The organism is Streptomyces angustmyceticus (genome assembly GCF_019933235.1).
Classification (GTDB): domain Bacteria; phylum Actinomycetota; class Actinomycetes; order Streptomycetales; family Streptomycetaceae; genus Streptomyces; species Streptomyces angustmyceticus.
Genome location: NZ_CP082945.1, coordinates 171,866 through 185,490 on the forward strand (window position 1 = coordinate 171,866; position 13,625 = coordinate 185,490).

Below are 13,625 nucleotides of genomic sequence, written 5' to 3' on the forward strand. Positions count from 1 at the left end.
GGGTGCCGGCACTCGGTCGCTGCCTGACACCCCCCTTCCGGGAGCCTCCCCGCGACCCGTCATCATGTCGGCCCGCCCTCCCCCGCGGCGCGATAGCGGTCCAGGGCCGATGCCCGCTCGTGGTACGGAATCCGGGACAGCCGGGACACCATCGTCCACATCTCCCGCTCCTTGGCCAGTTGGTCCGGCAGCTTCAGTCCCAGCGCGTCGGCGAGCGGCTTGCGGCCGATGTTGACCATGGCACGGACCGCAGCGGCCCACTCGTCGGTGCTGGTGACCGCGGACCGGTACCAGACCGGGACGAGGAGGACCAGCACGACGACCGTGCTCCACAGCATCGAGGTGTCCGGGTGCGCGGTGGCCAGGGTCAGGACGGCCAGGAAGCAGACGACGGCATGCCCGTAGAGCAGCGCCACGAAGAAGTCGACGCTGGTACGGGCGATTTCGACCTGCCGGCGTACCTGGTCGGGCACGCACCCGGTCAGCTCGTTCCAGAGGACCTGGGTGTCGAGGCGGTACCGGTCGTGGCCGTACTCCTCGAAGCGCCGGATGGCGTTGCCGAGCCGGGTGGGCGCGATCTGGTCGTCCGCGATGGGGTACCTGGCGAGCCTTTCGTGCACCAGGGCGCGTTGTGCGGCGGTGCGCCGCCGGTCCCTGCGCGCGGCACGCTCGGTATGGGGCTGCTCCCGGAGACGGGTCAGCCGTTCGGCGTCCTCCGGCGGAAGCTCTCCCGCCTCCCGCTCCCGGCGTTCGAGCCGCAGCAGGGAGAGCCGGTCGGCGAGCGCCGCTTTCGCCCGGCGGCTGCGGCGGCAGCCCGCTTCATAGGCCACGGCGGGCCACAGGAGATAGCCCTCCAGCAAGCGGTACAGCGGATTCTGACCGGCGTTGGCGACGAGCCCGAGCAGCAACGAGCCGGTCAGGAACAGCAGCGCGGTACCGCCGCCGGTCGCCGGCCGCAGCCGGTTCAGCGGCGCCAGGCCCTGGAGGCTGGGCGCGACGGTGAGGAAGAACAGCGCCAGATTCAGTGCCGTGGGCAGGATCCAGCCGACGAGCAGCGTCCAGGCCCCGCCGAGCGCGCCCTTGGCGATGTCGCCCATGGATCTACTCCGGCTCCGGCCACTCGTCGTCGTCCGAACTGGTGCTGGGGCCCGGGGGTGTGTGTCCCGTGGGCGGCCGCTGGGACAACGCACCGAGCCGCTCCATCGCCTCCACGAACGCGGCACCGGACGCCAAGACGCCGACCACCGTGTGCGCCTCCGCGATCGCCTCCCACAGCCGGGCGAGGCGTCGGGACGTGACCGAGCCGGTTCCCGCGATCTCGGCCTGAACAAGCTCCAACTCCGTTGCCAACGCGACCACGTCAGCCGTCGGCCGCACCCTCGCGAGGTCGGCACGCAGCTCTCGGAGGGCCAGGACGAGCACCCGCGCCTCCTCGTCCAGGAAGGCCCCGGAAACCGGCGACACCACAGCACTGTGACTGCCGAAGTTGAATGCTCCGTGGCTCACTTCCCCGATGTGGATCTCCGGCTCGTCCTCCCCGCGCCTCTCCCTGTCCCCACGCCTGTCCTTCGATGCCATGAGTTCCCCTCCGTACCCCGACGGGGCCGACCACCGTTCCTGGAGCTGTTGTGCAACCGAACGAACGGGGCCAAACCCCCCTCACGCCTCCGGCACCAACAGCGGCGGCCCTAAGGTGTCGGTCACCGCCACCGACTCGGGAGCCCGATGTGTCCACCGTCGTCCCTGCGTTGTTCACACACCCACTGGAGAACGACGCCGCCCTGATACCGCGCGGTCGCGAAGGCGACTACCCAGGACACGGCTTGGCGCAGCCGCCCGACGCGGCACAGGCGCCCCGCGGCGGGTGGGTCGCAGGCCCCCGTCGGTCGCCGGAGGTGGTGCCGGCGTGAACCTCGGCCTCACCCCCGCGCCCTTCCCCGCCGAAGCCATGCGGACCCGCCGGCTCGATCTCCTGCCGCTTCGCGTGGAACACGCCGAAGAGATGGCCACGGTGCTGTCCGATCCCGCCCTGCACACCTTCATCGGCGGTGCCCCGGACGCCCCTCAGGACCTGCGGGCGCGCTACCGACGCCTCGCCGCCGGCTCGCCCGACCCCGCCGTCGCCTGGCACAACTGGGTGATCCGGCTTCGCGACGACGCATGTCTGACGGGCACGGTCCAGGCGACCCTCAGCGCTTCAGGCCACGAGACCATCGCCGAGATCGCCTGGGTGGTGGGGACCCCATATCAAGGACGCCGCATCGCGACCGAGGCCGCTCAGGCGCTCGTCGCCTGGCTCGGCGAGCGGCACGTCCCCACCGTCCACGCCCATATCCACCCCGCTCACCTGGCCTCCGCCGCCGTCGCCACCGCCTGCGGACTCACGCCCACGGACGACCGGCACGACGGAGAGGTCCGTTGGTGCCGGAGCATCGGCCAATGACGTCCCGCGGGCTTCGGCCGAGCACCGCAACTACGCCCTGACCAGGGCATTTTCACCTCTCGTGGACGACTTCACGGCGCACGACGGGTCCGGCCGCCCGGAGCCGGCGCCCCTCGTCGTACCTCAGTGCCGCCGCCGGGAGTTCCGACTTCCTCCCGCTGAGGATCACCGTCAGGCCGCCGTCCGCGGGTGCCTCGGGGGCGGGCCGCTCGCCGATCCTGCGCAGCGCCTGCGCGGCGACCGCCTCGGCCGAACCGTGGAGCGCGAGTTTGGGCCGGTCCGGGTGCTGCAGGGCGGCACGGATGTGCGGGGCGACGAGTTCGTAGTGGGTGCAGCCCAGCACGACGGCCTTCACCTCGTGGGGCGTACGCGCGGCCGCGGTGGCGACCGCGCGTCCGATGGCGGCCTCGTCCGCGTACTCGACGGCGTCGGAGAGCCCCGAGCACGCCACCTCGGTGACGCTCATCTCCGGCGCGAACTCCTCGATGAGACCGCGCTGGTAGGCGCTGCCGGTGGTCGCGGGAGTGGCCCACACGGCGATCGGTCCGCCGTCCGCCGCGGCCGGTTTGATCGCGGGAACGGTGCCGATGACCGGCAGGTCAGGGCCGAGACGGTCGCGCAGGGCGGTCAGGGCGTGGACGGAAGCGGTGTTGCAGGCGACGATCAGCGCGTCGGGGCGCTGGGCCACGGCGGCTTCGGCGACGGTGAGCGCGCGGGCCGTGACGTCCTGCGGGGTGCGCGGTCCCCAGGGCATGCCGTCGGGGTCCGAGGAGAGCACGAGATCGGCGTCGGGCCGCAGGCGCCGTACCGCGGCGGCCGCCGCCAGCAGGCCGATGCCCACGTCCATGAGCGCGATCTTCAATCGGCCCCCGCGCGGCGGTGCCGGTACGGCTGCCGCCTCCTTCGCCTGTCGCCGGTGTCGCTCGCGCCCGTCGCGATCCCTGGTCTTCTCGTCCACGCCGGTTGCCTCTCGTGTGCTGGTTCCTGAGTGCCACTGGCCGAGAGCGTGCACCGGCTGCGCCCGTCAAAGGCATGACCAATCCATGGAGAGTGGTATGGCCCCACGGCACCACCGGCACACGGCACGGCCGGCTTGCCGGGGTGAACGGGCCCCATTCCAGGAGCTGCAGACGGTGCGTCAACACAAGGCGGTGGCCCGCAGGAAAGCCTGCGGGCCACCGCCTCGGTCTCTGCGGGGAGGGCCACCTCTGTCCGTGGGACGGCGCGGCGTCGTCACCGGTGCAGCGCCTCGTTGGCCTTTGACGCGGCCTGACGCAGATCGCTGGTAGCCCGCTCGGCCCGGCCTTCGGCGGTCATCCGCTCATTGCCCATGGCCCGGCCCAGGGTTTCCTTGGCGGCGCCCTTGGCCTGCTTGGTCTTGGCCGTCATCTTGTCGGTGGCGGTCATGGTCGCACTCCTCCTCGCGTTGGCGTGTTTCCTTGACACAAGATCGCGTGCCCTTGCCGAAGCGGCACAAACATCCGCTTCGGAGTGATCGGCTGCCGACCACGGACGCTGTGGACGCGGTGGCGTCGAGCCGCCGGGTTCGAGGGGCAGTGCCCACGTCGCAGCGCGGCCACGACAATGCGGAAGACGAAGTCCCGCACGTGGGGGATACTCTCCCCGTAGGTCGTGACGTCGGACGGTTTTCCCACGTCAGCGCCGTTGCCCGACACCGTGGCAACCAGCCGCTGTTCATGTCGAAGCCGCATCCGCCACCACGTTCCCTACTCCACGACGCCACTCCCGCGCCCGTACACCCCCAGGCCACATCTGAGGTGCACGACAACGGATGTGACGTTCCATCACCCCAAGCATCGGCTGCACACAGCCACGAGCCCGGAGATCACATGAACGCGTCCTTCCCCCGCCCGGCCAAGCCCGACTACACGAACGTGTTCGTGGAGCCCGCATACTCCGGCGGCGAGCCGTACGGAGGCTCCGAGCAGGACGACGAGGAGTCCGGCCTCGCTTGCTCGGGCCGTCCCCCCTCCGATGTTCCCGAGGGGCGATAGACGGACAGAGACCCGACTCGACGCAACGCGACCCTGCCACCGGGCGCCCGGGCAGGACGGCACCCGGCGGCAGTTGCCGTTGCGGTACGCCCGGAGCGAGTCCGGGCGGCGGCGTCAGTCGACCGGCTCGTGCGGGACGGGCTGGTCGGAACGCACTCCCGACGCCTTGGGCACACCGCTCCGCCCGGTGCCGGCCTGATCGGTGTCGGGAACCGTCTCGTCCGGTCCCTCGCCTTCGTGTTCCGACAGTTCGGGGTCCCACGGGTCGGGGACCGGGCTGGAGACATCGGCCTGGTGACTCGGAAGGTCGTGGGGCACCGGGGTGCTGTCATCGCTGGACGTGTCACGACGGGACATCGGTCGAGATACCTCCTCGGTCGGTATGTGGCGTGCTGACCCGGTACCCGGGCGGCCCTGCGCCATGCTCGGCACGGACTGAGAGACACACCACCCGTTTTTCGACGTGGCGTGCGGCGTCTCGCCGTGTCACCTCGCGGAGGGACGTGAGTGCATACGGTTCCGGCACTCCTCCGGAGACAGGGGTGATTCCGGCGTCAGCCCCTGGTCAGGCAGAACGGGTGGCCGGCCGGGTCGAGGAAGACCCGCCACCGGTCGCCGCCCGGTTGGTGTTCCGGCTTGACCGCGCCCAGCCCCAGCAGCAGCGCCTCGGCCTCGTCCAGATCGTCGACCGCGAAATCGAGGTGGGCTTGTTGCGGATATCGGGATCGCTGCCGGGCCCCGTCGTGGCCGGCGTGGGTCAGTTGCCGTAGTCCCGCCCGACGACGAGGGCGCTCGCGGCATAGGGGAGGGAGCGAAGCTGGGCTCCGGGTGTGACTTTTCCGAGCGTGACGTACTGATAGCAGGGGAACCGGACACAGGTCGCCTGCCGGGCGGGGCCGTAACGAACGGTGAAATGGGTCCCGTTGAAGAACGACCGCGCCGAAGCGGGCAGCTGTACGCCACGGGTTCCGGCCCGTTCGATACTGGAGGCGGGAACAACGGTGACGCGGCCCGAGAGGGAAGAGCCGCTGTAGGAGCAGAGGCTTTGTGCGGGGCAGCTCGGTGCCGCCTGTGCCGGGGCGGCGAATCCGAGGACGCCGAGAACAAGTGCGAGGGAGACACTCGCCAGAGATCTTTCATGCTGTCGGGACATGGGTCTGCTCCGAATCCTTGGGTGAGGAAAGGGACACTGCGCGAACGGGCATGCGAGTCGGCCGGCGGCTGCTGTTCCGAGGAGGGAAAGGCCACTCCCCTGCTCCGTATCCGCCGAGAGTGCAGCATTCACCAGGTCAGGCGTGAAGATACTCAATTTACCGAATGATGGCCGATTCGCCCGAACCTTGAGGCGACTCTTTGCCAGGAAAATCTGGCCGGTTCGAAGGAATCAGTGAGGCGACGGCATATCGCGGAACAGTGGCACCACGGGGCCGCTCTGCCTCATGTATGACGGCATCGGGTGGTGAATCGGGTGGTGAAGGGCGCCCGGTTGCGGACGCCGTCGCGCCGTCGCACCGCCCCGTCACCGTTCTCAGGATGCTTTCGCCCCTGCGCCGTCACGCGACGGCGCGCTGCACGTCACGGTTCACCCCGCGTCCTTGACGATGCCGGCCGCGCGGGCCGCGGTCAGCCACAGCGGGAACTCCTGCAGCAGGTGGTCGTAGAGCACCGCGTCGGGGTGCGTCTTCGGTGCCGGTCCGGCGGCAAAGAATCCCGCGTTGTCAACGACGCGCCGGTCCGGTACCGGGAGGTCGTCGAGCTTGTGCAGGAAGCGGAATTCGTCGTCGCCGAAGCCGATGAACTGCCAGAAGATCGGGAGCTTGGCGGCCGTGCACAGGACGTGTTCGGCGGCGGCCCTGGAGGTGGGAGAACCGTCGGTCTGAAAGACGACGAAGGCCGGATCACGGGCACCGCTGGACTGGTAGTGATCGATGACCGCCTGCATCGCGACGTGGTAATTCGTACGGCCCATATGGCCCATGGCATCGTGCAGGGGGTTGATCCTGCCCTGGTAGGCGTCCAGGCTGATCTCCGCTGTCCCGTCGATCTCCGTGGAGAAGAAGAAGACCGGCACCACCCCGTCGTCGTCGAGGTTGGCCGCCAGGGCGAGCACCTGTTCCGCCAAGTGCTGCACCGAGCCGTCGCGGTAGTAGCGCCGCATACTCCCGGAACGGTCCAGAACCAGATACACGGCGGCGCGCCGCCCTCCGGCATGGTTCTTGGCCAACGAGACCGCGGCGGTCTTGTAAAGACTGACCAGCCCGGGCGCACGGCCGGAAATCTTCTCCAGGCTGATGGCCGGGGCCGGTATCTTGGCCGGCTTGCGGTAGTCGATTCTGGTGCGCTTGCGATAATCGATGGCCATGCGCAGTGATTGTCGCCGAGCCGGGCGGTGTGCGTGGCGCTTTTGCCGATAATGGTGCTCCGACAGCGAAAGCCGTCGCTCGGGGGCCGTCTTGCGTGGAGTCGCCGGAGTCTTCGGGATTCGCCTTTCGCGATCTCTGCTTGAGCGCGTACGAGGCGTGGGACCGGGCTCCCCTCTCCCGCACGGGCGATCCACCACCTCGTCCGCTTCCCGCGGCCTTGCGGCAGCGGTCCTCGCAGTGCGGTGGTCAACCATGTGCGAGACCCTGGGAGGGGAAGCGTGCCGCCGGTGGTGACGGGGCACGCAGAAACGCGCCCGCCAGCGGAGACGGTGCACGGAGGAGCGCGCCTGCCGACGGCGGCGCACCTCCAGGTGTCCCCCGGGGCGCGATGTGTCACGGGTGACACCCGCGCCCAGGGAGGAAGGCGGGCTGCGATGAGCAGAGCAGATGCGGGCGCCGCGGTGCGGAGCCCGAGGGAGCGAAGCCAGGACGAGCGGAATCAGCGCGAGACGCACCGGAGCCGGCCGGATCAGGACGAGACGGCCGGGCTCCTCTCTGTCACCTTGAACGTCAACGGCCGGGCACGGCAGCTCGACGTGGATCCGCGGACCTCGCTGCTCGACGCGCTGCGCGAACACCTGCGGCTGAGCGGGACGAAGAAGGGGTGTGATCACGGGCAGTGCGGCGCCTGCACGGTGCTGGTCAACGGCCGGCGCGTCAACTCCTGTCTGTCGCTGGCCGTGATGCACGAGGGCGACGAGATCGTGACGATCGAGGGCCTGGGCGGCCCCGACGAGCTGCACCCCATGCAACGCGCGTTCATCGACTGCGACGGCTTCCAGTGCGGCTACTGCACTCCCGGCCAGATCTGCTCGGCGGTCGGCATGCTCGCCGAGGCGGAGGCGGGCTGGCCCAGTCACGCCACGGCCGATGTCACCGCACCACAGGTCGAGTTGACCGATGAGGAGATCCGCGAGCGGATGAGCGGCAACATCTGCCGGTGCGCCGCCTATCCGAACATCGTCGCCGCCATCCGCGGCGTCGCGGAGGGAGACGCGGAATGAGGTCCTTCACCTACGAGCGGGCGGCGGACGCGGGGGCCGCCGTCGCCGCGGTGTCCCGGTCCGGCGCGAAGTTCATCAGCGGCGGCACCAATCTGCTCGACCTGATGAAGCTCGACATCGAGAAGCCCAGCCATCTGGTCGACATCAGCCGGCTTCCGTTGCGGGAGATCGAGGAACTCCCGGACGGCGGGCTGCGCATCGGTGCCCAGGCGGCGAACTCCGACGTGGCCGCCGACGCCCGGGTCCGTACGCGCTATCCGGTGCTGTCCCAGGCGCTGGTGTCCGGTGCCTCGGGCCAGTTGCGCAACAAGGCGTCCACCGGCGGGAATCTGCTGCAGCGCACGCGCTGCCCGTACTTCTACGACACCGCCGCGGGCTGCAACAAGCGGGATCCCGGATCCGGCTGCTCCGCCATCGGCGGGTTCAACCGGATCCACGCCGTCCTCGGCGCCAGCAGTTCCTGCATCGCCACCCACCCCTCGGACATGGCGGTCGCGTTGACCGCGCTGGAGGCGGAGATCGAGCTGCTCGACGTCGATGAATCGGTGCGCCGGGTCGTCATCACGGACTTCTACCGGCTGCCCGGCGACACCCCGCACCTGGAGACCGTGCTGCGGCCCGGCGAGATGATCACGGCCGTGCTGCTGCCCCCGCCGCCGCCCGGCCGGCAGCTCTACCGCAAGGTGCGCGACCGGGCGTCCTACGAATTCGCCCTGGTCTCCGTGGCGGCCGTGGTCTCGGTCGGCCAGGGGACGATCGACGCGGCCCGGGTGGCGTTCGGCGGTGTGGCGCACAAGCCGTGGCGGTCCCCGGAGGCGGAGGCCGCGTTGACAGGCCGTCCCGCCACGATGGCCACCTATCGTGACGCCGCCGAGGCCGCGCTGCGCGACGCCGTGGGACAGGGCGGCAACGACTTCAAGATCGAGCTGGCCAAGCGCACCCTGTGCCGGACGCTGGCGCAGGCGGCCCGGTCGAGTTGAGGAGCGAGATGATCGGCCAAGCTGTGAACCGCGTGGACGGCCCGTTGAAGGTCACCGGCCGGGCCACCTACGCCTACGAGTACTGGGAGGCCGGCCAGCCGCTCTACGGTTCCATCGTCGGCGCGACCATCGGCAAGGGCCGCATCACCGGCATCGACACCGGCAGCGCCGAACGTGCCCCGGGCGTAAGGATGGTGATGACCCATCACAACGCACCGGAGCAGGGTCCGCGCGATGAGTCCATCCCGTTCGAATACTGGCGCGCCCAGCCGGTGCTGACCGGGCCGGACATCCACCACTACGGCGAGCCGGTGGCCCTCGTGGTCGCCGAGACCTTCGAGCAGGCCCGCGCCGCGGCCGATCTCGTCGAGGTGGAGTACCGCCTCGGTCGGGGGCGTTTCGCCTTCGACGAGCACGAAGGCGAGGCGTACGCGCCGAAGGAGGCCAACGCGGGGCTGCCCACCGACACCGCGGTGGGCGATTTTGACTCCGGGTTCGGCAGCGCCTCCGTGCGGGTCGACGAGCGCTACACGACGCCGTACGAGTTCTCGATGCCGATGGAGCCGCACGCGTGTCTGGTGGAGCCGCGCGGCGAGGACCTGATCGTCTACGTCAGCTGCCAGATCGTCGACGCGGCGCAGGCCTCGATCGCCGCCACGCTGCGGATCGACCCGTCGCTGGTGCATGTCGTCACCCCGTTCGTCGGCGGAGGCTTCGGCTCCAAGCTGGGCATCCACTCCGAGACGATCCTGGCCGCGCTCGCCGCCCGCGACCTGCGCCGGCCGGTGAAGGTCGCGATGACCCGGCAGCAGATCTTCCAGCTCATCGGCATGCGCCCCACCTCGCGCCAGCGGGTCCGGCTGGGTGCCGCGCGCGACGGGCGGCTGACGGCCCTCGCGCACGACGTCACCATGCACACCAACCCCGATGTGGAGTACGCCGAGCAGACCGCCGCCACGACCCGCAGCCTCTACGCCGCGCCCCACCGGTTGACCAGCCACCGGCTCACCCCGCTCGACCTGCCGCGCGGGACGGACGTCCGCGCGCCGGGCGAGGCGCCGGGCATGCTGGCGGTGGAGTCGGCCATGGACGAACTGGCCGATGCACTGGAGATGGACCCGGTCGAGCTGCGGATACGCAACGAGCCCACCGTCGATCCCGAGCGGGACGTGCCGTACAGCGACCGGCACCTGGTCGACTGCCTGCGCGAGGGCGCGCGGCGGTTCGGCTGGGACCGCCGTTGTGTCACCCCGGCGAGCCGGCGCGAGGGACGCTGGTGGGTCGGCTACGGCATGTCCGCCGCCATCCGCGGGCATTTCCAGGGGCCGGCGGCGGTGCGGGTGCGGTTGACGGCGGACGGCACCGCCGTCGTCCAGACGGACATGACCGATATCGGCACGGGCACCTACACGGTCCTGACCCAGGTGACGGCCGACGGGCTCGGGCTGCCGGCCGACCGGGTGCGGATCGAACTCGGGCGTTCCGACTTCCCCACCAGCTGGGGGTCCGGCGGTTCGTGGGGTGCCGCCAACTCGACCACCGCGGCGCACCGGGCGTGCCTGACCCTGCGCGAGAAGCTGCTGGCCGCGGCGAGCGGCGACACGCGTTCGCCGCTGTACGGCCGGGACCCGGCGGACGCCGTGTTCGCCGACGGCAGCGTACGCGTCGGTGACGCGTCCGAGCCGCTGAGCGAGATCACCGCCCGCATCCCCGAGGAAGGCCGGGAGGCGGAGGGCCGGACCCTCTTCATGGGCGACGACCCGAACTACTCGGCCTACTCGATCCACACCTACGGTGCCCACTTCGCCGAGGTGGGGGTCGACGTGGACACCGCCGAGATCCGTCTGCGCCGGATGCTGGGCGTGTTCTCGGTGGGCCGTGTGCTCAACGCGAAGACGGCCCGCTCGCAGCTGATGGGCGGCATGATCTGGGGGGCCGGCGCGGCCCTCGAGGAAGAGGCCGTCGTCGACCCCCGGTCGGGCGCCTTCGTCAACCGGGACCTCGCGCAGTACCTGGTCCCGGTCCATGCCGACATCCCCGAGGTCGAGGTCGTCGTCCTCGACGGATACGACGACAAGGCCAACGTCCTCGGCGCGAAGGGCGTCGGCGAGCTGGGCATCTGCGGGTCCGGCGCGTCCGTCGCGAACGCCGTGTTCAACGCCACCGGAGTGCGCGTACGCGACTTCCCCATCACGATCGAGAAGGTGCTGCCCGGTCTGCCGTTGATGGACGCCTGAACCGGCCGGCCTATGGACCTGGCCTCAGGAGCTGGTGAGGATGACGAGCTGCCGGGTCGCGCGGGTCATCGCGACGTAGCGGTCGACGGCACCTTCGATGCCCTCGCCGAAGTTCTGCGGGTCGATGAGGACGACCAGGTCGAACTCCAGCCCCTTCGACAGCTCCGGCGTCAGCGACCGGACGCGGGGCGTCGCCCGGAACTCCGGGTCGCCGATGACGCAGGCGATGCCGTCGTCGTGGGCGGCGAGCCAGCTTTCGAGGACCGGGGCCAGGTCCGCGACGGACCCGTGGACGACGGGGATGCCGCTGCTGCGGATGGACGTCGGCACGTTGGCTTCCGGGAGCGCCTCACGGATGACCGTCTCGGCCTCCGTCATGACCTCTTCCGGCGTGCGGTAGTTGATGCCCAGCCGGGCCACGGTGATCCGGTCGAGTCCGACCCGCTCCAGCCGTTCCTGCCACGACTCGGTGAACCCGTGCCTGGCCTGCGCGCGGTCGCCGACGAGGGTGAAGCTCCGGGACGGGCAGCGGTGCAGCAGCATCTGCCACTCGGCGTCGGTCAGCTCCTGGGCCTCGTCCACGATGATGTGGGCGAACGGGCCGGCGAGGGGTTCCGGGTCGGTGGCGGGCAGTGCGCCCTCGTCGACCAGGCTGTCCTGCAGGTCCCGTCCGCGCAGCATCCCCATCGCGCCTTCGCTCTCGTCGATGACGACGTTCTGCAGCAGGCTGTCGATGACATCGGCCCGGCGCGCGCGTTCGGCGGCGGCGGATGCCTCTTGCCGACGCCTGCGCACGGACGCCTCCGGATCGCCGAGCCGCTGCCGTGCCGCGTCCAGGAGCGGCAGGTCGGACACGGTCCAGGCCCGCGCGTCCGGACGCTGCAGCGCGCGCACGTCGTCGGGGCCGAGCCAGGGAGCGCACCGGCGCAGGTAGGCGGGCACCGACCACAGGTCTTCGACGAGGTCGCCCGCTTCCAGCATCGGCCACGCCCGGTTGAGTGTCCGGATCAGCTCCCGGTCCTGCAACAGCGACCTCCTGAGCAGTTCGGGCGGGGCATCGCTGTCGTCCTTGTCGATGAGGAGCGTGAGCAGCTCCTCCCGGATCTGGTCGCGTGCCTCGTTGTGCGGCGTGCCCGGTTCGACCGCCGCGAACGCCGCCGCCCAGTCGTCGGCGCTCAGCCAGAGGTCGGACCAGTGGGTCGAGACCGTCATCCCCTCGGTGGGCGCCTCCTCGTAGAGCGCGACGGCCGGTTCGATCGCCTTCACCAGGTCCGCGGACGACTTCAGGAGGGCCACCCTCGGGTCGGTCTCGACCGCCGCTCCGGCCCCCTCGGTGACCAGGTCGCGCAGGGTGCAGGTCTGCACGCCCTCCTCGCCGAGGCTGGGCAGGACATCGGCGACATAGGCCAGGTAGGGCTGGTGCGGACCGACGAACAGCACTCCGCCGCGACGGTGCCCGAGGCGCGGGTCGGCGTACAGGAGGTGGGCGGCGCGGTGCAGAGCGACGACCGTCTTGCCCGTCCCCGGGCCGCCGTCGACGACCAGCGCCCCGCGGGATCCCGCCCGGATGACGGCGTCCTGGTCGGCCTGGATGGTGGCGAGCACGTCGCGCATCCGGGCCGACCGGTTGCCGCCCAGGCTGGCGATGAACGCGGAATGGTCGTCGAGCGCGGCGTGCCCTTCGCGCCCGTCGGCGGTGAACACCTCGTCCCAGTAGTCGCTGATCCGGCCGCGGGTCCAGCGGTACCTGCGGCGGCTCACCAGCCCCATCGGGTCGGCGTGGGTCGCGGCGAAGAACGGCTCGGCCGCGGCGGAGCGCCAGTCGTACAGCAGCCGGCGGCCGTCGCTGTCGGTCAGGCCGAGGCGTCCGATGTAGACGGGCTCGGGGTCGTCCGCGCGGACGAAGTGCCCCAGGCAGAGGTCCAGACCGAAGCGGCGCAGGGCCCGCAGGCGGCCGGTCAGCCGGTGGATCTCCGCATCCCGGTCCATCGCTCCCCGGCCGATGCCGCCGGGTGCCCTGCGTTCGGCGTCGAGGCGGTCGGACAGTTCGGCGATCGACTGGTCGAGGCTCTCCGAGATGGCCGCGAAGTGCTGCTCGTCGCCGCCGATCAGCGCCGGGTCGGCCTTGGCGGCGAGGTGGTCGGGAAGGTCGAACGCACGGGTGGTCAGGGGGTTCATGTCATCAGCTCCGGTCCGAGGCCGCCGCCGCGACGGCCGCCGGCGCGCACATCCGCACCCCGGCGCCGAATCCGTGCACATGCGGTGCGCGCACATGCGGTGCGCGCACCGCCACCGGCTCGCACTCACCGGCACCACATACCCCACGACCCGACAAACGCATACGCACTTCGCGAATCCCCCATTTCCACTGGTTCTGGCATCGGCCCGCGATTCTGCCCCAGGACCGGGGCCTTGCCGCAAGCCCCCCCGTGCGCTATACGTTGAGAGTGGCAAGGAGTGGGCAGCACTCCTTGCCTTCGTCGTTCCAGGGAGGAATGCGCCCAGGCGTCCAGACCTCCGGCG

12 protein-coding genes and 1 pseudogene are annotated in these 13,625 nt (G+C 70.8%); 4 read left to right on the forward strand and 9 right to left on the reverse strand.

The window, feature by feature from the left end:
• Positions 1-62: 62 nt before the first annotated feature.
• Positions 63-1,097, reverse strand: coding sequence for a hypothetical protein (locus K7396_RS00775; RefSeq protein WP_086717102.1), 1,035 nt, complete (start codon positions 1,095-1,097; stop codon positions 63-65).
• Between the two features lie 4 nt (positions 1,098-1,101).
• Entirely contained in the window at positions 1,102-1,506 is a 405-nt protein-coding gene (locus K7396_RS00780) for a hypothetical protein (RefSeq protein WP_143589066.1), read from the reverse strand.
• 442 nt (positions 1,507-1,948) lie between these two features.
• Here K7396_RS00780 and K7396_RS00785 point away from each other — a divergent pair, with 442 nt between their 5' ends.
• Positions 1,949-2,443, forward strand: coding sequence for a GNAT family N-acetyltransferase (locus K7396_RS00785; protein ID WP_086717128.1), 495 nt, complete (start codon positions 1,949-1,951; stop codon positions 2,441-2,443).
• A gap of 52 nt (positions 2,444-2,495) precedes the next feature.
• Here the strand turns inward: K7396_RS00785 and K7396_RS00790 are convergent, their stop codons facing one another.
• The 6 genes and pseudogenes from K7396_RS00790 to K7396_RS00815 form a co-directional block, all read right to left on the reverse strand.
• Positions 2,496-3,305 carry a glutamate racemase gene (locus K7396_RS00790; RefSeq protein ID WP_167392737.1) on the reverse strand — a complete coding sequence of 270 codons (810 nt, stop codon included), beginning with the start codon at positions 3,303-3,305 and terminating at the stop codon, positions 2,496-2,498.
• 371 nt (positions 3,306-3,676) lie between these two features.
• Positions 3,677-3,850: a CsbD family protein gene (locus K7396_RS00795; RefSeq protein ID WP_086717099.1), complete on the reverse strand. Its 174-nt coding sequence runs from the start codon at positions 3,848-3,850 to the stop codon at positions 3,677-3,679.
• Positions 3,851-4,572: 722 nt separating this feature from the next.
• On the reverse strand, positions 4,573-4,815 hold the full coding sequence (locus tag K7396_RS00800; RefSeq protein WP_086717098.1) for a hypothetical protein: 243 nt from the start codon (positions 4,813-4,815) through the stop codon (positions 4,573-4,575).
• 197 nt (positions 4,816-5,012) lie between these two features.
• A pseudogene (locus K7396_RS00805) lies at positions 5,013-5,174 on the reverse strand (VOC family protein); the annotation flags it as partial.
• 41 nt (positions 5,175-5,215) lie between these two features.
• Positions 5,216-5,611 (reverse strand): peptidase inhibitor family I36 protein, encoded by a 396-nt coding sequence (locus K7396_RS35855; RefSeq protein WP_086717097.1) that lies wholly within the window; start codon positions 5,609-5,611, stop codon positions 5,216-5,218.
• A gap of 429 nt (positions 5,612-6,040) precedes the next feature.
• Positions 6,041-6,820, reverse strand: coding sequence for a vWA domain-containing protein (locus K7396_RS00815; RefSeq protein ID WP_086717096.1), 780 nt, complete (start codon positions 6,818-6,820; stop codon positions 6,041-6,043).
• A gap of 435 nt (positions 6,821-7,255) precedes the next feature.
• Between K7396_RS00815 and K7396_RS00820 the strand changes: the two genes are divergently transcribed.
• From K7396_RS00820 to K7396_RS00830, 3 genes are read left to right on the forward strand one after another with little or no spacing between them, the layout of a single operon-like run.
• Positions 7,256-7,885: a 2Fe-2S iron-sulfur cluster-binding protein gene (locus tag K7396_RS00820; RefSeq protein ID WP_086717095.1), complete on the forward strand. Its 630-nt coding sequence runs from the start codon at positions 7,256-7,258 to the stop codon at positions 7,883-7,885.
• Entirely contained in the window at positions 7,882-8,865 is a 984-nt protein-coding gene (locus K7396_RS00825) for an FAD binding domain-containing protein (RefSeq protein ID WP_086717094.1), read from the forward strand. The genes K7396_RS00820 and K7396_RS00825 overlap by 4 nt, the downstream gene beginning before the upstream one ends.
• Before the next feature lie 8 nt (positions 8,866-8,873).
• Positions 8,874-11,102, forward strand: coding sequence for a xanthine dehydrogenase family protein molybdopterin-binding subunit (locus K7396_RS00830; protein ID WP_086717093.1), 2,229 nt, complete (start codon positions 8,874-8,876; stop codon positions 11,100-11,102).
• Between the two features lie 24 nt (positions 11,103-11,126).
• On the opposite strand, the gene helR is transcribed toward K7396_RS00830, so the two are convergent.
• Positions 11,127-13,280: an RNA polymerase recycling motor ATPase HelR gene (gene helR, locus K7396_RS00835; RefSeq protein WP_086717092.1), complete on the reverse strand. Its 2,154-nt coding sequence runs from the start codon at positions 13,278-13,280 to the stop codon at positions 11,127-11,129.
• Between the last annotated feature and the right edge of the window lie 345 nt (positions 13,281-13,625).

Excerpts from the sequence above, each read along its gene's own strand:
- K7396_RS00775 (WP_086717102.1), bottom strand. The coding sequence starts at position 1,097 with ATGGGCGACATCGCCAAGGGCGCGCTCGGCGGGGCCTGGACGCTGCTC.
- K7396_RS00785 (WP_086717128.1), top strand. The coding sequence starts at position 1,949 with ATGCGGACCCGCCGGCTCGATCTCCTGCCGCTTCGCGTGGAACACGCC.
- K7396_RS00795 (WP_086717099.1), bottom strand. The coding sequence starts at position 3,850 with ATGACCGCCACCGACAAGATGACGGCCAAGACCAAGCAGGCCAAGGGC.
- K7396_RS00800 (WP_086717098.1), bottom strand. The coding sequence starts at position 4,815 with ATGTCCCGTCGTGACACGTCCAGCGATGACAGCACCCCGGTGCCCCAC.
- K7396_RS35855 (WP_086717097.1), bottom strand. The coding sequence starts at position 5,611 with ATGTCCCGACAGCATGAAAGATCTCTGGCGAGTGTCTCCCTCGCACTT.
- K7396_RS00815 (WP_086717096.1), bottom strand. The coding sequence starts at position 6,820 with ATGGCCATCGATTATCGCAAGCGCACCAGAATCGACTACCGCAAGCCG.
- K7396_RS00820 (WP_086717095.1), top strand. The coding sequence starts at position 7,256 with ATGAGCAGAGCAGATGCGGGCGCCGCGGTGCGGAGCCCGAGGGAGCGA.
- K7396_RS00825 (WP_086717094.1), top strand. The coding sequence starts at position 7,882 with ATGAGGTCCTTCACCTACGAGCGGGCGGCGGACGCGGGGGCCGCCGTC.
- K7396_RS00830 (WP_086717093.1), top strand. The coding sequence starts at position 8,874 with ATGATCGGCCAAGCTGTGAACCGCGTGGACGGCCCGTTGAAGGTCACC.
- helR (WP_086717092.1), bottom strand. The coding sequence starts at position 13,280 with ATGAACCCCCTGACCACCCGTGCGTTCGACCTTCCCGACCACCTCGCC.